Raw genomic sequence first — 20,755 nt, forward strand, 5'->3', positions numbered from 1 at the left:
CCACCCCTACCATTAGGCTTCCCGCACCTTATACTTCCCGCACCCTAGATTTCCCGCACGCCGGCTCGCCACACACCGGATGTCAGTGGCATGCCGGGGCGGTAGGCAAGATGCGTTGCGGACGGCGCCCGGAGCATGTGCAGATCAGCCCTGTGTCCCACGGCAAGGGTGCCAACAGCCCGCTTCCCATCCTGGTCAAGCCCGGTTTCCCGACCCAATGCCAGTGCTCCCCCATACGTAGCAGCGCGCACAGCCTCATGTACGCTCAGACCCATCTGCAGCACGGCCGTTGCAACGCAGAATGCCAGGGAGGAGGTGTAGGAGGTACCGGGGTTGGCATTGGAAGCGATGGCCACTGGCACCCCGGCATCGAGCAGCTGGCGGGCGGGTGCCAGCGGCGCCCGGGTGGAAAGATCACAGGCTGGCAGCACGGTGGCGACCGTGCCACGCTCACCCGCCCCGCGCCCCGCATTGGCACCGGCCTGCCAGCCTGACCACGACTGCGCAAGCAGGGCCACATCGGAATCGGTCAGAAAATTGACGTGGTCCACGCTTGCGGCCTTGAACTCCACGGCTAGCCCAACCCCGGCTCCGTGGCCCAGCTGATTGCCGTGCACGCGCAGCCCGAGGCCGGCGGCACGGCAGGCGTTGAGCACGGCACGTGACTGCTCTTCCGTGAAGGCGCCGCGCTCACAGAACACATCGGCCCAGGAGACGTAAGGGCGGACGGCGTCGAGCATGTCCGTGCAAACTAGCGCGGTGTACTCATCGGCGTCCATGCCGGCCGGGACCAGGTGGGCACCCAAGTACGTGACCTCGTCCACCACGGTGGAGGCGATCCGGGCGCAGCGGGCTTCGTTATCCACATCCAGACCGTAGCCTGTCTTGGTCTCCAGATAGGTGGTGCCCTGGGAGACTGCCTCGCCAACGCGGCCCAAGCCCATGCGGGTGAGATCGTAGTCGCCTGCGTTGCGGGTGGCTTCCATGGTCACCGCAATGCCTCCGGCACTGTATTTCTCCCCGGCCATACGCGCCTCAAACTCGGCCGTGCGGTCTCCGGCGAAGATCAGATGCGTGTGCGAGTCCACCCAGCCGGGAAGCACCGCCCGGCCCTGGGCATCCGTATGGGTATCCGCCGCGGGCGCCTGCTCGCTGGGACCGATCCATGAGATGCGCTCCCCCTCAAGCACAATGGCGCCGTTGTGCAGCGTACCCAGCTCGCCATCCTGGGTCATTAGTTCGCCAATATTGGAGATCAGTTCGCTCATGTTCTTAGCGTACGGCGCCATGGGGCGGCCCGGGCGCCACGCCCCAGAGCCGCGTCTGGAATAACAGACATCAAGATGGCCGAGCAGGCCACCTGCATTTGCCGCACCGGCTTGCCCCCGGCGAGAATTGAACTTATGACTTTTGTTTCACTCCTGGGCTTTGCCGGACTGTGCCTGATGCTCGCCCTCATTCCCGGACCGGATACCTTCATGGTGCTGCGTATTTCACTGAACCGGGTGGGGGCAGGCATTGCAGCAGCAGCAGGCTCCGGCGTGGGCGCGCTGCTCTGGGCGGCCCTGGTGGGCTTTGGACTGGCCGCCATTTTGGAACAGTCAGCGGAGGTGTTCCGGTGGATTAAGATTGCTGGCGGCATCTACCTGCTGTACTTGGGAGTTTCCTCGTTCCTGAAAGCGCGCAAGGCTGCCAAGGCAGGCCTGGCGGCAGCCCATGATGGTGCGCAACCGCTGGTCTACAGCAAGCGTGCAGGGTTTGGTGCCGGCATGATCTCCACTCTTCTGAACCCCAAAGTTGGCCTGTTTTATCTAGCCGTGGTGCCCCAATTCATCCCCCAGGGCGTGAACACACTGGCCATGGCCATGGTGTTGGGCCTGACCCTGGCCGTGATCGGCTTCCTCTATTTGACTGTCATTGCTTTTGTGGCGAACCGGGCCATGAAGTGGTTGCGCAAGCCCAAGGTCAATTCCATGATCGAGCGGATCAGCAGCGCCATTTTGGGCGTCTTGGGTGTTGGCGTCATGGTTTCCGGCGCCGCCAGTTAAGACCGCCAGTTAAGACCGCCAGTTAGGGCTGGCAGTTAAATCTGCCAGCTACAGCACGCCGGCCCGTTGCGGGCTCAGTTCGCCAGCCAGTTCCTGATCTGCCGCCGGCAGTGTCCCGGTGATCATCGCGGCCGCGAGCGTGGCCAGCGCGGCCGAGGTTTGAATCCCATACCCGCCCTGCCCGGCGAGCCAGAAGAAGTTGGGCACAGCCGCATCGAAGCCCACCACCGGAATGCCATCCGGGGCTTCCGTACGCAGCCCCGTCCACGCCCGGACGACGCCGGTGATCCCCAGGGTGGTCACGGCGTCAATGCGCTCGATCAGTGCCCTAATATCGGCATCCACCACCTGCGCGTCACCCGCCGGAGCAGGCACTGACTCACACGGTGAGATCAGGAGGTTCCCGCCGTCGGGCCTGAAGTAGTAGCTTTCATCGAAGGGCTCCACCATGGGCCCCGCCGGATTCACAGGCCGTGCCGTGGAAACTATGGCCACGCTGCGCCGGTACGGGATCAGGCTCTGAGATGGCACGCCACAGAGCGTGGCCACCTCCTGCGCCCAGGCACCCGCAGCATTGACCACAACTGAGGCCTTGATTTCATGCTCCCCCGCTGTCAGCGTGAACCCCGTGTCATCATGGTGGACCGTGGTCACGGGGGCACTCAAGAGCACGGTGGCACCTGCCGCCAGACCCTGCCGGCGGTAGTACTCCAGCAGGGCCGGCACATCCACCTCCTTGGCGGAGTCATCCAGGGCTGCTGCAAAAAATGTATCGGGGCGCAGATCCGGGCTCAGCGCCATGGCCTGGGTGTGGCCCAACAATTTCAGGCCGGGCTGGCCCGCCAACAGCTCCGCTACCTCAGCGTGGTTGCCCAGCGTGATGAGCGGGCGAGGTATCAGGATGGGCGCCGCCAGCGTGGCTGAAATATCCTCCACCATGGCGATGCTGCGCCGGGTCAACTCTTGAATGACGGCCGGGCCATAATGTGGCTGCATCTGCCGGGCCGAGCGGGCGGAGGTGTGGAACGCCAAGGCCGGCTCCGCTTCCACCAACACCACTGTTCGTGTAGGGGCCAGGGCCCAGGCTAGGGACAACCCGGCAATTCCGCCGCCAATGATCACTACGTCAGCTTTCACCACGTCACTATTTACCCCATTAGCATTCACCACATCAACATCCAGTGCATCAACATTCATTGCGTCAACATCCATGGCGCCATGCTGGCACATCCAGCCATGAAAATTCCACCATCCCACCCGCCATCTCACCAGGGCGTGTCACCAGGGCGTGTCTCACTCCTTAGACTGGTAGGAGTACTTTGATCCCTGTGTGAAGAGAGTCCATGTCTAGTTGTTGCAGTCCCGAAGGCCGTGCGCCGGGCCATGCGGAGCATTCCTCCGCCACGAACCAGGTGTTTTCTCTGAGCGTCCCCGCCAAAACCGGGAACAGCTCATCCACAGATTCCTTTCATGCGCAGCAGGCGAACATCCCGGCAGGCACGTTCGCCATGGGCGATCCCTTTGACGAGGGCTACCCCGCCGACGGTGAAACGCCCGTCCACCAAGTTTTTGTCTCAGACTTCGAAATTGATGTCACCGCCGTCAGCAACGCCGCATTCGCTGCCTTCATTGCAGCCACCGGCTACCGCACGGAGTCGGAAATCTACGGTACTTCTGCCGTTTTTCACCTTGCCGTCCAGGCGGATCAGGCCGATATTCTCGGCACCGCAGCTGGCACTCCCTGGTGGCTAAACGTGCGCGGTGCCAGCTGGGCGCACCCAGCCGGGCCGCTCTCACACTGGCAGGACATCCCGGAACACCCCGTCACCCAGGTCTCGCACACGGATGCCTTGGCATATTGCGCGTGGGCGGGCCGGGTCCTGCCTACCGAGGCACAGTGGGAATATGCTGCCCGCGGCGGATTAGCCCAATCACGGTACCCCTGGGGAAATGAGCTCCACGGGACAGGAGCCGACGGCGAGACCCTGCACCGCTGCAACATTTGGCAGGGCACTTTTCCCACGGAAAACACGTGCGACGACGGATTCCTCACCACCGCTCCCGTGGCCAGTTTCGAACCCAACGGGTACGGCCTGCTCCAGACCAGCGGCAACGTCTGGGAATGGTGCGCGGACTGGTTCTTACCCAAGTACTACAAGAGCTGCCTGGCCGCAGGAACTGTGGAAGATCCGGCGGGCCCCACCATTGGGCGCGGCCGGGTGATGCGCGGCGGCTCCTACTTGTGCCACGATTCTTATTGCAACCGCTACCGGCTAGCGGCCCGCAGCTCCAACTCCCCCGAATCTGCCAGCGGAAACCTCGGATTCAGGACCGTCGCCGCCCAGCACTAATCCAGCCACTAGCGCAGCCACGCGCACACAATCTGCCCCTGCCTTCTTTGGCTCTCCCGCTACGTGGGGATGCCCGGCGGGTCGGGGCGCCGGGACATGTCCAGGAAGTATCCAGCCCACCCTGCCATCACGGCGTTGATCGAATCCTCCGCTACGGAATCCTCCCCCACTGCGGCGAATACGGGGTGTGTGGTGAACCAATGATCCAGCGCCGCCTCGGGGTTGAGCGTCTTGACGTTGATCAGCACGCTGAGCGCGTCCACCCAGGACGCCCCGCTGGCAGCCCAGGACCAGTCCGCAACTTCTCCCAAGCCATGAAGGCGCCCTTGAGCGCTTCTTGAGAGTGCGGCAACGGCAGTTCCGTCCTGAGTGGGACACGGCCAATCTTCTCCAGTGCGTCAAGTACCGCGAGAAGTTCGCTCTCCTGCCAGGGCTCCTGCGGATGGTGACCCGCTACATCGGCCAGTACCAGCGCAACCCAGGTGCCGTCGTCGTACATTCCCAGAAGTCGTACATTCCCAGAAATTCAGGCGCCGGAATGTCTTGTGGCAGGGCCAAAGCGCCGGCGGCTTCGCGGCGGTGCAGCACCGGAGTTGTGGCATTCTCAAGCGCACTGGCAGCCTTCACAAACGCCCGCCGCCCCGAGGCCAGCAACACCCGGTCCGCCGACCCCGGGGAAAACCCGCCTGGGGCAGACACGGCAGCCACCACCGGCTCAGTCAAGATACTCTCGACGCCGTCGCGCACCGTTTGCGGCAGCTGCTCCCAGGTGATGCGCCGGGTCATGGCTGCGCGGCTGAAGTTCGAGAGGTTGGGTTCTGCGCGGCTCAAGCCTGCGGGGCTAGGGTGAGGATGGTTGCGTCATCGGCCACCTCACCGATCTTCTGCTGGTGCATGCGTAATTCATGCAGGAGCCCCAAGGCATCAAGGGTGTTGCGGCTCCGGTCCAGGAACTCGCCCGGTCCGCTGACCAGGCCAAGATCGACTGCGCGCCACGCCCCATCGCTGGCCATCACCAAAAGCTCGGGACGCCCAATCTGGACCACGTGGGCGTGATCAGCCGCTTCCGGCTCCCGCCGCGCCACCCACAACCGGCCCGGGGTGTTACGCAGTTCGCGATCCTGTTGCAGCAGGCGCAGCCGGGCCTGGGCCGTTGCCTCCGGTGGGATGCGGGAATCGGCAAGTTCGGCCCGGATCAGGAGGGTTTCTCCGTCTGGCATTCTGGCAACAACAGTACAATCGGCCAGACTGGCGATCTCAACTCCGCTGCTGTTCAGCTGGGCTACGGAAACGGCAGCGCTGGGAAAGCGCACCTTTTCATTTCCCACGAGTGCCGTTGCCTCATGATCAATCTCTTCCAGCGCACGCGCAAGCACGCCACGAACACCGCTGTCATCGGGTTGCGCGGACCCACGCTGGTGTTCCCCGGTTCCTGCGGAGGCCTGGGCAAATTTCATGCTCAAAAGCTGGGCCAGCCATTGCGGGTCCGAGGCGGATGGCAGGTTCAGAGGTTCTAGGAGCGCTGTGGCGCCGTCAATGATCCACGCGTTGGGGCCGTAGTGGCCACAACTGTCCTCCTGGACATGGGCGCCTCCCTCAGATTGCACACGTGCACGGATGTCCCAAGCGTAAGTCATGGTTTCATGATGCCACGGGTACCCTCACGAGCACGTGACATTAGTTGCCGGATCAACATTGTTTTCCAGCCATTCACCAGTGGCGTCATACGCCTTCATGGCGGCACAGACATCGGATTTGCTCCCCGGCACGGCCTTGATGACAGCGTAAATGGAATTGCCATTGCTATTAGCCTTGGACGGGCCCCGGAAGTTATCGCAGGACAGGTCCGTGCGCAGGTACATGGATCCTGGGTTGGCCCGTAACGCCTGTTCAATGGTGGCCGCATTGGTGGCTGGTTCGAATGCTGTGGCCAGCACAATGACCCCGGTACCATCGCACGCCGGGTAGGAGATGGGCTGGCTCAGGCCCAAGTCCCCTGGCAACTTCAACTCTGGGGCACTGGGAGTCCACCACGAAAGCATTTTTTCTTCCGCAATAACATCATTATTTGCCGAGATGGTGAACGTTGAGGCGTTCAAGGCATAGCTGTAGTTGCCGTTTCGGGCTTGGGCTGAGTTGGAGGTTCGGCTCGCCGGTAGCACTATCGTGGAGCCTGATTTCTTATCCAGACCCAGGTAAGTGGTCTCGCCGTTGATCTCGCAGATCGCAGCACGGAAGGAGTCCGAGGCCCCCACAAACACCACTTTCCCCTGCCACTTGCAATACGCCTTGTCAGCATTGGAGTAGCCGGAGTTATCTACTGTGTTCAGGCGCTGGGGTGCGGACTGCGACTCGGGTTGGCCCTGTTGTGGCGCAGAGTCTTGTTCCCCGGTGGCGTCTTGCATCTGTGACGAGGAGTTGGGCGAGGCGCCCTGGTTCTGGCCGGCCGTGCCAGCAAGCGGCGGCTGGGCCGGGACACCCAAGAGGGTATTTACCGCAAAGACCGCGCCCACAATGATGGCGCCCAGAAGGACGGTTCCAGCCGCGATCCAGGCCGCGATCTTGCCCTTGGACTCTCCGCTGGGCGGGCCAGCGGGTGGCCCGGCAAATGGTCCGCTGGGTGACCCGGCAGGTGGCACATTTGGTGGGGGTGGAACGTTGCTCCCTGACGGCTTTCCGTTCGGGCCCGGCCAGGGTTGTGGTCCACTCATTGCTTGGTCCCCCTCGAGACAGATACTGGCCCCATTCAGTGCCCGTTCACAGGCTACACCCGGGCTCAGACACTCCCCCTGTGCTTGCAGCATTGTGACAGTCCCTCAGAAAAAAACTGCGAGCCGTGACCTCACGAATAGGAAGTCACGGCTCGAAGAGGAAGAACGGGAAAGAGGGTGTGGGTGGGCCCACACACCCGAGGGCCCCGAAGTGCGGCTCGCTTGCGAGCCACACGTTGGCAAAGCGTGGGAGGGTGTGGGTGGGCCCACACACCCGAGGGCCCCGAAGTGCGGCTCGCTTGCGAGCCACACGTCGGGAGGGTGTGGGTGGGCCCACACACCCGAGGGCCCCGAAGTGCGGCTCGCTTGCGAGCCACACGTCGGGAGGGTGTGGGGACTAGCCCTCCACGCCCAGGGTCTTGAGGATCAGCTCGCGCACGCGAGCCGCATCGGCCTGTCCACGGGTCACCTTCATGACGCCACCAACAATCGCACCAACGGCCTGCACCTTGCCGCCACGGATCTTCTCGGCAACATCGGGCTGGGCTGCCAGGGCCTCGTCAATCGCACTCTGCAGGGCGCCGTCGTCGGAGACAACGGCCAGGCCGCGCTTGGCCACGACCTCTGTGGGTGTGCCTTCGCCCTCAAGGACGCCGTCCAGCACCTTGCGGGCCAGCTTGTCATTGATGGCACCCGAGGCGATGAGCTTCTCAATCTCCACCACGACGGCGGGGCTGACGCCCAACGCGGCGGGATCCACGTCTGCCAGCTTGGCGCGGCGTGCGATTTCACCCATCCACCACTTACGGGCCGCAGCTGCTGTTGCGCCAGCGGTGACGGTTTCTTCAATCTCGTCCATGAGTCCGGCGTTGACCACGTCGCGGAATTCCATGTCGGTGTATCCCCAGTCCGCCTGCAGGCGCTTGCGGCGCTCGGCCGGCGGCTCGGGCAGAGTGGCGCGGAGCTCCTCAACCCAGGCGGCGCTGGTGACAATGGGGACCAGATCCGGCTCGGGGAAGTAACGGTAGTCATCAGCATCTGACTTGGGCCGGCCCGAGGTGGTGGACTTGGTGTCCTCATGCCAGTGGCGGGTTTCCTGCGTGATCAGCACACCGGAATCCAAGACGGCGGCGTGGCGCTGGATCTCGAACTTCACGGCGTTTTCGACGGCGCGCAGCGAGTTCACGTTCTTCGTCTCGGTGCGGGTGCCGAACTTTTCCTGCCCGTAGGGGCGCAGGGAGACGTTGGCGTCGCAACGGACATTGCCGCGCTCCATCTTCGCGTCTGAGACACCCAGGTTCTTCACAATCTCGCGGATGGCGGCAACGTAAGCCTTGGCCAGTTCCGGCGCACGTGAACCGGCACCTTCGATAGTCTTGGTCACGATTTCAACCAGGGGCACGCCCGAACGGTTGTAGTCCACGAGGGAGTAATCAGCACCCTGGATGCGTCCCGTGGCACCTCCCATGTGGGTGAGCTTGCCAGCATCTTCTTCCATGTGGGCGCGCTCAATTTCCACGTGGAAGACGGTGCCGTCCTCAAGTTCAATATCGATCCAGCCGTCGTAGCAGATGGGGTCATCGTACTGGGAGGTCTGGAAGTTCTTGGGGGTGTCCGGGTAGAAGTACTGCTTGCGCGCAAACGTGCTGTGCGGGGCAATCTTGCAGTTCAGCGCCAGGCCGATCAGGATCGAGGACTCGACTGCCTTCTTGTTGACCACGGGCAGCACGCCGGGCAGACCCAGGCACACCTCATTGACGTTGGAGTTTGGCTCATCACCAAAGACGTTCGGTGCCGAGGAGAACATCTTGGTCTTGGTGTTCAGCTCAACGTGCACCTCAAAACCAAGGACTGGATCGTACTTTTCCAGGGCTTCGTCGAAGCTCAGAATGGTTTCGTTGCTCATTAGTTTGCCTCCTCGGCTGCGATCTTGGCGGTGGCCTCGACGGCGGTGGATGCCAGTGCCGGGGCTTGGTCCAGCATGGGGCCGCCCCACTTGGTCTCCAACAGGGATTCCAGCACGGCACCAACACGGTAAACGCGGGCGTCCTCGCGGGCCGGGGCCAGCAGCTGGATACCCACGGGCAGGCCGTCTTCATCGGCCAGGCCACCAGGCAGGGTCAAGCCGGGGATGCCGGCCAGGTTAGCCGGAATCGTGGCAATGTCCAGCAGGTACATGGACAGCGGGTCATCAATCTTTTCACCCAGCTTGAACGCCGTGGTGGGCGTGGTGGGCGAGATGAGCACATCCACCTGGGCGAAGGCGGCCTCGAAATCGCGCTGCACCAAAGTGCGCACACGCTGCGCGGAACCATAGTAGGCGTCATAGTAGCCAGCGCTCAGGGCGTAGGTGCCCAAGATGATGCGGCGCTTAACCTCATCGCCGAAACCGGCGGCGCGGGTGGCAGCCATGACACGCTCAATGGTGAGCGGAGCATCGGTGGGCAACGTGCGGTTGCCGAACCGGACGCCGTCGAACTTGGCAAGGTTGGAAGATGCCTCACTGGGCATGATCAGGTAGTAGGCACCGAGGGCGTACTTGAAGTTGGGGCAGGAAACCTCAACGATCTCAGCCCCTGCTTCGCGCAACAAGTCCAGGGATTCGTTGAAGCGGTTTTCAACGCCGGCCTGGAAACCTTCGCCGTGCAGTTCCTTCACCACACCGATCTTCATGCCGGCAACGTTGCCCAAGCGGGCGGCGTCGGCCAGGCCCGTGGAGGGATCCGTCAGGGACGTGGAATCAAGGGGATCGTGCCCGCCAATGACTTCCTGAAGCAAGGCTGCGTCCAAGACGGTGCGGGATACCGGGCCAATCTGGTCCAGCGAGGACGCCATGGCGATGGCACCGTAGCGCGAAACCGCGCCGTACGTGGGCTTGACGCCTACGGTACCGGTGACGGCGCCGGGCTGGCGGATGGAACCGCCAGTGTCAGTGCCCAAGGCCAGGGGTGCTTCGAAGGCTGCCACGGCTGCAGCCGAGCCGCCGCCGGAGCCGCCGGGAATCCGGTCCAGATCCCACGGGTTGCGGGTGATGCCGTACGCGGAGTGCTCGGTGGAGGAACCCATGGCGAATTCGTCAAGGTTCGTCTTGCCCAGCATGGGCATGCGGGCGGCGCGGATCTTCTTGATGACGGTGGCGTCATAGGGGCTCATCCAGCCCTCAAGGATCTTGGAAGCAGCCGTGGTGGGCTGGCCCTTGGTGACAATCAGGTCCTTGATGGCGATGGGCACACCGGCAAGCTCATGGAGCTCTTCGCCGGCGGCGCGGCGGGCGTCGACGTCGGCAGCCACGGCCAGCGCTTCCTCGGCGTTAACGTGCAGGAACGCGTGGATGCCGCGCTCACCGCCGTCGACCTCGGCAATACGGTCAAGGTGAGCCTGAACAAGCTCAACGGAGGTGATCTCGCCTGAGGCGAGTTTGGCGGCCATCACGGCGGCGCTGGAACGGATCAATGCAGATGCACTCATGGATTAGCTCTCCTCCAGAATTGCGGGAACCTTGAAGCGGCCATCGGCGGCATCGGGCGCCCCGGACAGGGCTTCTTCCACGGTAAGCACATGGCCCACTACGTCCTCGCGCATGACATTGGTCAGCGGGATCGGGTGTGAGGTGGCGGGAACATCTGCCCCGGCAGCCTCGCTGACGCTCTTCACTGCATCCACAATCACTGCCAGTTCAGTGGCCATGCTCTCCAGTTCTTCGTCGCTCATCTCGATGTGAGCCAGTTGCGCCAGATGCGCCACGTCGTCACGGTTGATCGCAGCCATGGATCTCCCCTACAAAAGTAAATAAGTGTGTACCCCTAGCTTATCTCCCATGGCGGGCGGCAAATCCCGCCTGGCATTTCCTACTGACGCGTTTCCTGCCCGCGCATTTACTACTGGCGCATGGTCATTCAACGCTCGGAGCAGGGCTCGCTTCCCGGCGCGAGAACGTACTTGAGTTCTGCGCGGACAATGCCAGCAGCACCAGGATATCCACGGGCAGGCCGAACAGATCCCCGCGCAAGGTGACGCAGGTGCCACTGAAGAAACCCAGGGCCGCACCCGCCAACAACAACACGCTCAAGCCCATGACCGTGACCCGAGCCCTATTGCTGCCGCGAAAAACCAGGGCCGAGAGCGCCGCATACAGGAGTATGGAGGCGGCCGTGACGGCCATGGCAATGTTCACGAACAGGGCAGCTAGGGAGGCGTTACCACCGGGAAGTGAGGCCGCTACCTCGCCAATAATGCTGACCCTGTCCCCCAACGCCAGGCTCAAGGTGAGAACACCAACCACTACCCGGATGCTCATGAGGACCACTCCAAGCACAATCGAGAGCGGGCGGCGCCGTTCCCGCGCAGCCACACGCGCCTCCGCACTCTGGTCCGCGGCCAGGGCGGCGCCCGTCACCTTGCCAACGTCCACCACGGGCAGGTTTCCGTCAGTTTCAATGCTGTCCCCGCCACCGTTGCGTGAGTGGTAGCCGGTGGAGAAATCCTCAATAATGCGCACCGATACCTCTGGGTGGCTCTCCGTCAGAGTTGCCACGATGTGATCCCGCTCAACGTCGGTGTCGGAATCGATCTTGTGGGTGATCTGGAGCGTGAAAAGTGAGAAGCCCACAGCCCTATCAAAGGTGCCCGCGGCGAGCCACTGAACCTTATGCCCGCCTGGCAGCAACCAACCATCGGGGCATTTCCAAAACCGCACGTGGTGGCGTTTGGCGGGATTGCCAGCCACTTCCTGCTGATAGGCCAGGTCCTGTTGCCGGCCAAAGAGCAGCAAGGGGCTCACGGGCGCCTTGTGGTAGCTGCGTTTGAACACCGTGGAGGTGATGATGCGCCAGCTTGAGCGCAAGGTCACCGCATCGGCGCGGATCCAGCCGGCACCACTCATAGCCGCGATCAGTTGGGCTTCACTGCCCTCCGCGGCAAGGTTAATGGGGTCCCCCAGCAGCCCGTCACTGGTGCGGGCCCGGCCAATGAAGTAATCAGGGACATAGATGGAGGTCAAAATCTTATGCACCCGTGGCAACACCAGGTAGGCCAAGATGAGCCAGAACAGGACGAAGAACGGCACAAGATACCAGCCCACGTGCAACGATTCACTCAATACCAGCCAGGCCAGCCACAAAGCCGCAATCCCGCTGAAGGCAAAGACGAGGTTGTCCACCAGCGAGTTAAATGAGCTCCGCTGCAGCAGATGGTCATGGCTGCCCACTTTATGCTGGCTGCCCACTAGCGCGGCCGGTACTGGCGCGGCAACAGGTGCGGCCGGTACTGGCGCGGAGTGCTCCCCGGGTCCCATGAGGCCATCCTATAGCGGAGGCTTTTTGGTGGCACCTCCTCATTAAAGCTCCATCCGGTACACACGCAACATCTTGCCGTTTTCCGGGATGGGCCAGTCACGCTCGGGTGCACGGGAAAATCCCAGCCGCTGATACAGGGCATGGGCGCTGGCCCAGTCCTCGCCCGTGGTCAGGCTGAGCGCATTGATCCCGGGCAGGCTTTTGGCATGGGCCAGGATGTATTCCACCATGGCCCGCCCGGCACCACTGCGCTGCACGGCAGGGTCCACCACCAGAAGCCGGAATTCCAGCTCATCGGGCAGCGCTACATCCGCCCATTCATCGCCGCACACCGCTAAGGTGGCTGAGCCAATGACGGCGCCATCCCGCTCTGCCACAATCATCTGCGCCACAGCTGCCCGTTCGGCCACCTGCAAGATCTTGCGCATGTACGGATGGTCCACGTTCTCAAAATACCGGGCACCAAGGTAGGCGTCGGCTGTAATACAAGCGATGGCGTCATAATCGGAAGGAATTGCAGTGCGGATGCTTAAGTTCATGGCGGGAAATTTCTCCGTTTTCTGTGCTGGCGTGACGTATTTTCTCAATTCTCGCTCCCCTACGCCTCGCACTTGACACCAAAAGCACCGCAGACCGGCTTCGGACACAGTCCGGTTCCCCTGTCTTTCCAGCCGGTCTCGTCCGGCTTTCCCTCGTGACTTGCACGGGTATGGTGCCGGGCAGTTTCTGCGGTCCGAGCCTGCCGGGCCCCGGAATCGAGACGGATTGCCGCTTGTTTACGGCTTGTTTACGCGCGCTGCGAAGTGCCAGTGTGCGCTTTATTGGTGCGCAGAGGACGGCCACGCGCCGCGGACGAGGCAGCTCAGCAGCAATGCACGGCCCTCCCGTTACTGGCAGCGTCCGCGGGTGCGTGAATTTCACGCCGTTGAGAGTATTATCACACTTGGGACCATTGAGACAAGTTTGCGTAAAAGCTTTACAAAGAGTTTGTTAGTACAGTTTACTAACATTCATGATCACTCCACGGCCCCGCATCAGGACGGGCCCAGACCGCGCAGGCAGCCTTCCCTCCGACGTCCGCGCCTACAACCTCTCACTAGTGCTGCGCACCCTGCACGCCGCCGGTGCCATGAGCCGCGCCGATCTCTCCCGCGCTATTGGCCTGACCCGTGTCACCATCTCTGACCTTGTCACCGAGCTGATCGCCCGCACTCACGCCGTAGAGCTGGGCCCTTCCGAGGCAATACGCCCCGGCAAGCCCTCCATCCTCGTCGACATCAACCGGCACGGCCTGCAGATCGTTGGCCTGGACCTGACGGAAAACAATGTCCTGCGCGCCGCCGTCATGGACCTGGACGGCACCATCTTGGCCCGCACGGATTGTGCCATCACCTCCGAAAGCGGTGCCGAGCTGACGGCACTCGTTATTGGTCTGGCCCGGGACGCCGTGGCGCTGGCCACCGAGCCGCTGCTGGGAATCGGCGTGGGCAGCCCCGGAATCGTGGACGCTGACGGCGTGGTCATCACCGCTCCCAACCTGGGTTGGGCCAATGTGCCGCTGGGCGCCACCATCCAGGCCGCTACCGGCCTGCCCACCCTTGTCCATAACGATGCCGACGCCGCCCTGCACGGTGAATACACTTTCGGCACTGGCAGTGATGACATGATCCTGGTCCGGGTGGGCCGCGGCGTCGGTTCCAGCATTATGGTGGGCGGGATCCGTGCCAGCGGTGTCCACCACGCCGCAGGAGAAATCGGCCATGTCACAGTAGGTACCGACGGCGGCGCCACGTGCCAGTGTGGCCGCACCGGCTGCCTGGAAACCTGGTTGGCCGTGCCCGCCCTCGAGACGGCCCTCGCCGCCGCGGCGCAAAGCCCGGACCCCGAGGCCGCCGCTCATGCTGTCCTGCGTACCGCCGGCGAACGCCTAGCCATTTCCCTAGCCCCGATCGTGGCGGCCATCGACGTCGCGGAGGTTGTCCTTTGCGGTCCGGCCGCCCTCCTGGACGGGACGCTGATTGAGAGCGTCCGCGAAACACTCGCCCAACGGGTGCTCCCCCTCTACCCACCCCCAACAACTGTTCGACTCGCGGATGAACCCGAAAAAACGGTGCTCCGCGGTACGGCCGTCATGGTTCTGTCCAGTCAGTTGGGAGTGGACTAGGCGCATTCCGCCAGGCACCACACACCTTTGAATAAGCACCACATCGTTCCCTTGCGGCCCACCCGAGGCCCCTTGTCGAAAGAGGAAATTGCATGAAGAAGTATCTGGGGATCGCAGCTATTACCGCTGCAGCATTGACCCTGTCAGCCTGTGGTTCCGGCACTTCCGCCGAGTCCGGGAGTAACCCGTCAGATAACGCCGACCGCTCTATCACCCTGTGGCTCGCAGGAGGGGACACCTCTGATGAGCTGCGCGGCTACTTGAAAGACACCTTCAAGGCCAAGACCGGCGCCACGTTGAAGATTGAAGAACAGGGCTGGGGGGACCTTGTCACCAAGATGACCACGGCACTGCCCGATGCCAACAACACCCCGGATGTGGTGGAAATGGGCAACACCCAGTCCCCCACCTTCACCAACGTCGGAGCCTTTGCCGACCTCTCCGACATGTACGACGAACTCGGCGGCGACAAGCTCCTGCCGTCCTTCGTCGAGGCAGGTTCGGTGGACGGCAAGAAGTTCGCGCTGCCCTACTACTTCGGTTCACGCTACATGTTCACCCGTAAAGACATCTGGACAGAAGCCGGCGTTGCCACGCCCACCACGCTGGATGAGTTCAATGCAGGTATGAAGAGCATTGCTGATAAGAATCCGCGCGAGATCAAGAACTTCTCCGGCTTCTTCCTGGGTGGCCAGGACTGGCGCAACGGCGTTTCCTGGATCTTCGCGAACGGTGGGGATCTGGCCAAGAAGGAAAACGGCAAGTGGGTTTCCACCCTTGCCGATGCCAAGACGCTCAAGGGCTTGGAACAGTTGCGGGACCTGTACAAAAATGCTTCCAAGGCCCCCTCTGATGCCAAGGATGCCACCCCGTGGCTGTACATCAACGACGCCGATGAAATCCTCGGCGATGACGGCAAGCCCACAGGCAAGACGAGCCTGGCTGCTGCCACCATCATGGCTCCGGGCTGGGCCCACTGGTCCATCGGCGACTTGAAGAAGGATGATGCAACGGGCAAGGACGTGCGCACCTGGAATGAGGACACGTTCGGCACTCTGGTGCTTCCCGGCAACGACGGCAAGCCTGCTCCGGTCCTGGCCGGCGGTTCCAACATCGGCATCTCCGCCAAGTCCAAGAATCAGGATCTGGCCAAGGACCTGATGCGCATCATCTTCTCCGAGGAATACCAGAACATGCTCGGCGGTGCGGGCTTGGGCCCGGCCAACTCGGACTACGTGAATTCGTTAGGCGATGACCAGTTCGCCAAGGCAGCCATTGCCTCCGCCTCCAACTCCAAGCTGACCCCCGCCGCTCCAGGCTGGGCATCCGTTGAGACCTCGCTGGTCCTTGAGGAGTTCTTCGGAAAACTTCGCGACGCCACCGACCTTGCCGCACTGGCCAAGCAGTACGACGAAAAGATCACCCCGCAGCTGAACCTGAAGTAAAGACAAGAGCGCAGCTACACAGCACCAATAGTGGTGACCGGGGTTCGTAAGAGCCCCGGTCACCACCGCTTTGCCACCTGTAGCAAGAACCACGGCAGTTTCCGCCGTCACGAAAGGCCCCCTATGTCAACGGACGCCAAAGCGCCCCCCCTCGCACCCGGTCGCGGCGGACAGTCATCCGAGCCCGGCCCCGCCATCCGGCGCCGCAAAGCCAGCAAGGCTCCTTACTACCTGATTCTTCCGGCCATCATCATCTTGTTGGTAGCCCTGGGCTACCCCGTGGGCTGGCAGATCATCACCAGCTTCCAAAAATTCGGCCTGATGCAGCAGTTCGGCGGATCTCCTGAATTCGTCGGCTTCGAGAACTACTTTGCACTTCTGGGCACCTCCGAACTCTGGGTGGTCCTTGGCCGTTCACTGCTGTTCTGTCTGCTTTCGGCGTTCCTGACAGTGGCAATCGGCGGCCTCTTGGCCCTGCTGATGCAGCGCGTCGGCACGGCAGCGCGCCTGATGCTGCAAGTTTCCATGCTGCTGGCCTGGGCCATGCCCGTTGTGGCCGCCATGACCGTGTGGGTCTGGCTCATCGACTGGCGCCGCGGCGTCTTGAACTGGCTCCTAGTCCAGTTCGGCATTGATGCCGAAGGCCACAACTGGCTGGCTGATCCGGTCACGTTTTTCCTGATCGCCGTTGTCATTGTCGTATGGATGTCCGTACCGTTCGTGGCGCTGAGCCTCTACGCCGGCCTGACCCAAATCTCCGGCGAGGTCCTCGAGGCCGCCGGTATGGACGGAGCCACCGGCTGGCAGCGCACCCGCTACATCATCTTGCCGTTGATAGCCCCGGTCCTGTCGATCGTGCTGCTGCTGCAGCTGATCTGGGACCTGCGCGTGTTCACCCAGATCAAGCTCCTGCAAGACGCCGGCGGTGTTGCCAACGAAACCAACATGCTGGGCACCTTCATTTACCAGCTCGGCGTCGGCTCCGGGGACTTCGGCATGGCAAGCGCCGTGTCCATCCTCATGCTGATCCTGACAATCGGCATCAGCTGGTATTACGTCCGTTCCCTCATGAAGGAAGAAAACTAACATGCGGCGCAAGTCAATCATTACTGCTCTGTTCACCGCCCTGGCCGTGGCAATAGCAATCCTGTGGGCCTTCCCGGTCTACTGGATGTTCAACTCCTCCATGCTGCCCAACGTTGTTTTGCAGTCCACCACACCCACGTTCTTGCCCTTCGGCGGATCGCTGGAGAACTTTACGGCAGCCCTGGCCGACGGCAAGTTCCTCGGCGCACTCACCATCTCACTGACGGTCACGCTGAGCACGGTCGCGGCCGTGCTGATCATCGCCTTCCTCGGTGCCCTGGCCGTCAGCCGCTTCAAGTTCAAGGGCCGCAAGTCCTTCATCCTGGCACTGCTGTTAATCCAGATGCTCCCGGCCGAAGGCATGTTCATCGCCCAGTACAAGATGATGAGCTCAGTTGGCATGCTCAACAACATTGTGGGCCTGACCATCTTGTACACGGCCGCAGTTGTGCCCTTTACGATCTGGATGCTGCGCGGCTTCGTCGCCGGCGTCCCCGCAGAGCTGGAGGAGGCCGCCATGGTGGACGGGCTCTCCCGCACCAAGGCGTTCCTGAAGATCACGTTCCCGCTGCTTGCACCGGGCCTGGTGGCGTCCGGGGTGTATGCGTTCTTGCAGGCCTGGAATGAGTTCACCGTCGCCCTGGTCGTCATGACCGAGGACCAGTCCCGCACACTGCCGCTGTGGTTGCGCGGCTTCGTCCAAGCCTCGGCCACCCGGGAGACCGACTGGGGGATGGTCATGGCCGCTTCCATGCTCGTTGCCGTTCCGGTCATCATCTTCTTTTTGATCGTCCAGGGCAAGATGAGTTCCGGGCTCGTCAGCGGGGCGGTGAAAGGATGAGCCCCGTGGATGTGCGGCGTCTGGCCGCCGGAACGCTCATGCCAGGATTTGTCGGCACCACTGCCCCGGACTGGCTTCTTGACGCGTTCGACGACGGATTGGCCGCGGTGTGCTTGTTCGGCACCAACCTGGTCTCGTGGGATCAGCTTGCGGCACTGTGCACGCAGTTGCGCCGGCGGTCCCCGCACGCCCTCCTGTCAGTCGATGAGGAAGGCGGCGATGTCACTCGCCTGCACTACCTGGCCGGTTCCAACCAGCCCGGCAATGCGGTCCTGGGGCGGATAGACGACGTCCATGTGACGGCTGCGGCGGCCTCGGCCATTGGCATGGAGCTCGCAGCGTTTGGCATCAATTTGAATCTTGCCCCGGATGCCGATGTGAACTCCGCGGACGAAAACCCCGTAATTGGGGTCCGCAGCTTCGGTGCGGACCCCCTCCACGCGGCCCGGCACACGGTGGCTTGGGTGGAGGGCCTGCAGCTTGCCGGCGTGGCTGCCTGTGCCAAGCATTTCCCCGGGCATGGGGACACCCACGATGATTCACACCTGGCCCTGCCCCGGGTTAAAGCCCCGCTGCAGACGCTCCTTGAACGGGAACTACTTCCGTTCAAGGCGGCGGCCATGGCTGGGGTTGGAAGCATCATGACCAGCCACATTGTGGTTGAGGCACTGGACCCTGCCAACCCTGCAACTTTTTCGCCGATAGTGCTGCAGGATATTCTGCGCGGCCAGCTCGGGTTCAAAGGTGCCGTGATCACAGACGCTTTAGACATGGTGGGGGCCTCCGGAGTCATTGGCATACCGGCGGCTGCAGTCCGTGCCCTGGCAGCCGGTGCCGATCTGCTGTGCATTGGCTCCGAGACCACGGCCCGCCAATACCACGACGTACTCGAGTACGTGGTGGCGGCAGTTGCTGAGGGCACACTCCCGCTGGCCCGGCTTCAGGACGCCGCGGCGCGCACCGCAAAACTGGCTGGGGACTTCCCCGCCCACAGCGGTGCTGCCGTGAATTCTTCCGCGGCCATTCCGGCGGCGGCAGAAATCCGTAGCACCTTTGATCTCTCTGCCACGGCCAATACTTGGCTGGCTGATCCGTCCCCGGCCGCCGTGGTCCAGTTGGAAACACAGGCCAACTTTGCCGTAGGCACCGTCCCGTGGGGTCCGGCCGCCACGGGAGGCACCGTGCCTCAAGAAGGCCTGAACCCGGGCCAGAAGGTGGCCCTCGTGGGACGCGGGCTGGACGCCGACCATCCGGTCTGGGTCCTGGCCCAAGCTCTTCGCTCCGCTGGGCACAACACCATCACCGTCGAGTGCGGTTGGCCCCGCGGCGGTGCCGACATTGTCAGCTACGGGGCATCGCTGGCAGTGTCCACGGCCCTCATGGAGCTGCTTCTCTAGCCTCCTTCGGCGCGCACCACTCTGGCATTCCGGGGCTTGAGCCAACGAGCCTCGGAACTGCCCAATCCCCGGGCCGGAACATCGGCAGAGGCAACAAGACCGGAAATTTGGCACGCCGGCGGCAGCCGCAGGCCTGGGCCCCACGCGGTCTCTTCGGGCAGCAGCACCGCCGGGTCGAGTAGGGGTGGCGGCGCCAGCGGGTCCGAGGGCCCGGTGCGCATGAGCTCCACGGCAGTCCGGGCCAGCGAGAACTTGGCGCTGCGGAGAATTCCATCCAGCCGCTCGCGCCAGGCGTCGATAGCGGCTGCGGCACAAAGGTACCCCGTAGCGTGATCCAGGGCCTGCACGGGCAGCGGATGTGGACGGTCCGAGCCGAAGTGAAGCATCCCGGCGTGCGCAATCCCGCAGCTCATCTGCACGAGTGAGTCAAAGCCGCGCCGGCGCTTCCACGGCCCGCTCCACCCATAAGCGTCCAGCGCCACGTTGACCAGGCTCGGATGGCGCTCCGCCAGCCAGCCTTCGGACAGGCCCAGCCGGTCCAGCGCATCCGGACGGTAACCGTGGATAAGGATGTCGGCCCCGGCAAGTAATTTGTGCAACTTGGCCAGCCCATCGGCAGATTTCAGGTCCAGCCGGGCACAGCGTTTGCCCACCGTTAGCTCGGCTTCCAGCCCAGGCTCCGCCCACTCTGGCGGATCGATTCGCAGCACCTCTGCCCCGTACATCGCCATGAATCGGGTGGCCACGGGACCGGCGATGACACGGGTTAAATCCAACACCCGCACCCCTTCCAGTGGGCGTGCGGCACTGGCGGGCCGGGCGTGTTGGCGCGTGCCGCCGTCGTCCGTCAGCCGCGGGGCACCCCAGATCACGAGCGGTTCGGCAGCCACAGACCGACCCTGCGGATGCGCCAGCCACTGCTCCTGCGAGCGCATGAACGCGGCACAGCCAGCAGCCGCAACCACCGCAGCTTCTAGGTCTTCCCCCATCCAATGTTCGACTGCGGTGCCAACAGTTGCGCGGTCTGCGCCGGCTCCCAGCCCAAGTACCGACAAGGCAGCAGCACGGTGATGAGGTTCGTTGGTGTGCAGCCGGATCCAGCCGTCGGCGCAGCGGTAGTCCCCGGCAATGCTGTCCCACACCGGAGCCAGCTCCCAGCCAACAGGTTTGAACGATGCCCCAAACCAGAAGGAGGCAAGCTGACTGTCGATGGAAAGGTCAGGGGCGGTAGAGCCATGGTGTTGGACTAACCGGGCAATCGCCCCGGCTGCAGCACTCATGCTGGAGACCGCCAGCCCGGTCACATCAAAGGCCGCGGCCAGCACCCCGTTTCCGGTGCTCGCCGGCTCTTGCGGAAACTGCTTCTCACCCATGGCATCAGAGTACGACAACTACCCCATGACCGGCCACCGGGGCAC

At 63.1% G+C, this 20,755-nt stretch carries 19 protein-coding genes; 7 read left to right on the forward strand and 12 right to left on the reverse strand.

What is annotated here, in order from left to right; all coding sequences use genetic code 11:
- Nucleotides 1-44 precede the first annotated feature (44 nt).
- Nucleotides 45-1,268, reverse strand: a complete 1,224-nt coding sequence (locus RY113_RS12315; RefSeq protein ID WP_315914780.1) for an amidohydrolase family protein — start codon at nucleotides 1,266-1,268, stop codon at nucleotides 45-47.
- A 135-nt stretch (nucleotides 1,269-1,403) separates the two neighbouring features.
- Between RY113_RS12315 and RY113_RS12320 the strand changes: the two genes are divergently transcribed.
- Nucleotides 1,404-2,048: a LysE family translocator gene (locus tag RY113_RS12320; RefSeq protein ID WP_315914781.1), complete on the forward strand. Its 645-nt coding sequence runs from the start codon at nucleotides 1,404-1,406 to the stop codon at nucleotides 2,046-2,048.
- Between the two features lie 48 nt (nucleotides 2,049-2,096).
- On the opposite strand, the gene RY113_RS12325 is transcribed toward RY113_RS12320, so the two are convergent.
- Entirely contained in the window at nucleotides 2,097-3,260 is a 1,164-nt protein-coding gene (locus RY113_RS12325; protein ID WP_315914782.1) for an FAD-dependent oxidoreductase, read from the reverse strand.
- Nucleotides 3,261-3,391: 131 nt separating this feature from the next.
- On the opposite strand from RY113_RS12325, the gene RY113_RS12330 reads away from it, so the two are divergent.
- Nucleotides 3,392-4,399, forward strand: a complete 1,008-nt coding sequence (locus RY113_RS12330) for a formylglycine-generating enzyme family protein (protein ID WP_315914783.1) — start codon at nucleotides 3,392-3,394, stop codon at nucleotides 4,397-4,399.
- 59 nt (nucleotides 4,400-4,458) lie between these two features.
- Here RY113_RS12330 and RY113_RS12335 read toward each other — a convergent pair whose 3' ends face one another.
- From RY113_RS12335 to RY113_RS12375, 9 genes are all read right to left on the reverse strand, one after another.
- Entirely contained in the window at nucleotides 4,459-4,710 is a 252-nt protein-coding gene (locus tag RY113_RS12335) for a hypothetical protein (protein ID WP_315914784.1), read from the reverse strand.
- A 142-nt stretch (nucleotides 4,711-4,852) separates the two neighbouring features.
- Entirely contained in the window at nucleotides 4,853-5,230 is a 378-nt protein-coding gene (locus RY113_RS12340) for a hypothetical protein (protein ID WP_315914785.1), read from the reverse strand.
- Entirely contained in the window at nucleotides 5,227-6,036 is an 810-nt protein-coding gene (locus tag RY113_RS12345; RefSeq protein ID WP_315914786.1) for a hypothetical protein, read from the reverse strand. The genes RY113_RS12340 and RY113_RS12345 overlap by 4 nt, the downstream gene beginning before the upstream one ends.
- Before the next feature lie 24 nt (nucleotides 6,037-6,060).
- The gene (locus tag RY113_RS12350; protein ID WP_315914787.1) at nucleotides 6,061-7,110 is read right to left on the reverse strand and encodes a hypothetical protein; all 1,050 of its coding nucleotides are present in this window, start codon (nucleotides 7,108-7,110) and stop codon (nucleotides 6,061-6,063) included.
- Between the two features lie 397 nt (nucleotides 7,111-7,507).
- Nucleotides 7,508-9,016 (reverse strand): Asp-tRNA(Asn)/Glu-tRNA(Gln) amidotransferase subunit GatB, encoded by a 1,509-nt coding sequence (gene gatB / locus RY113_RS12355; RefSeq protein ID WP_315914788.1) that lies wholly within the window; start codon nucleotides 9,014-9,016, stop codon nucleotides 7,508-7,510.
- A complete protein-coding gene (gene gatA, locus RY113_RS12360; protein ID WP_315914789.1) occupies nucleotides 9,016-10,578 on the reverse strand; it encodes an Asp-tRNA(Asn)/Glu-tRNA(Gln) amidotransferase subunit GatA in 1,563 nt (520 codons plus the stop codon). The genes gatB and gatA overlap by 1 nt, the downstream gene beginning before the upstream one ends.
- 3 nt (nucleotides 10,579-10,581) lie before the next feature.
- Complete coding sequence (gene gatC, locus RY113_RS12365) at nucleotides 10,582-10,878, reverse strand: Asp-tRNA(Asn)/Glu-tRNA(Gln) amidotransferase subunit GatC (RefSeq protein ID WP_110104472.1); 297 nt, start codon at nucleotides 10,876-10,878, stop codon at nucleotides 10,582-10,584.
- A 124-nt stretch (nucleotides 10,879-11,002) separates the two neighbouring features.
- Nucleotides 11,003-12,403, reverse strand: coding sequence for an LssY C-terminal domain-containing protein (locus tag RY113_RS12370; RefSeq protein ID WP_315914790.1), 1,401 nt, complete (start codon nucleotides 12,401-12,403; stop codon nucleotides 11,003-11,005).
- Nucleotides 12,404-12,445: 42 nt separating this feature from the next.
- Nucleotides 12,446-12,943, reverse strand: coding sequence for a GNAT family N-acetyltransferase (locus tag RY113_RS12375; protein WP_315914791.1), 498 nt, complete (start codon nucleotides 12,941-12,943; stop codon nucleotides 12,446-12,448).
- Nucleotides 12,944-13,416: 473 nt separating this feature from the next.
- Between RY113_RS12375 and RY113_RS12380 the strand changes: the two genes are divergently transcribed.
- From RY113_RS12380 to RY113_RS12400, 5 genes are all read left to right on the forward strand, one after another.
- Nucleotides 13,417-14,568: an ROK family protein gene (locus tag RY113_RS12380; protein ID WP_315914792.1), complete on the forward strand. Its 1,152-nt coding sequence runs from the start codon at nucleotides 13,417-13,419 to the stop codon at nucleotides 14,566-14,568.
- 92 nt (nucleotides 14,569-14,660) lie between these two features.
- Nucleotides 14,661-16,013, forward strand: coding sequence for an extracellular solute-binding protein (locus RY113_RS12385; protein WP_315914793.1), 1,353 nt, complete (start codon nucleotides 14,661-14,663; stop codon nucleotides 16,011-16,013).
- Nucleotides 16,014-16,136: 123 nt separating this feature from the next.
- Nucleotides 16,137-17,099, forward strand: coding sequence for a sugar ABC transporter permease (locus tag RY113_RS12390; protein WP_315914794.1), 963 nt, complete (start codon nucleotides 16,137-16,139; stop codon nucleotides 17,097-17,099).
- Between the two features lies 1 nt (nucleotide 17,100).
- Complete coding sequence (locus RY113_RS12395; RefSeq protein ID WP_110104478.1) at nucleotides 17,101-17,940, forward strand: carbohydrate ABC transporter permease; 840 nt, start codon at nucleotides 17,101-17,103, stop codon at nucleotides 17,938-17,940.
- Nucleotides 17,941-17,945: 5 nt separating this feature from the next.
- On the forward strand, nucleotides 17,946-19,337 hold the full coding sequence (locus RY113_RS12400; protein WP_315914795.1) for a glycoside hydrolase family 3 N-terminal domain-containing protein: 1,392 nt from the start codon (nucleotides 17,946-17,948) through the stop codon (nucleotides 19,335-19,337).
- On the opposite strand, the gene RY113_RS12405 is transcribed toward RY113_RS12400, so the two are convergent.
- A complete protein-coding gene (locus tag RY113_RS12405; RefSeq protein WP_315914796.1) occupies nucleotides 19,334-20,710 on the reverse strand; it encodes a CoA transferase in 1,377 nt (458 codons plus the stop codon). The two genes, RY113_RS12400 and RY113_RS12405, sit on opposite strands and share 4 nt — an antisense overlap.
- Between the last annotated feature and the right edge of the window lie 45 nt (nucleotides 20,711-20,755).

The sequence above is a fragment of the Arthrobacter sp. lap29 genome (assembly GCF_032458965.1).
Taxonomy (GTDB): Bacteria; Actinomycetota; Actinomycetes; order Actinomycetales; family Micrococcaceae; genus Specibacter; species Specibacter psychrochitiniphilus.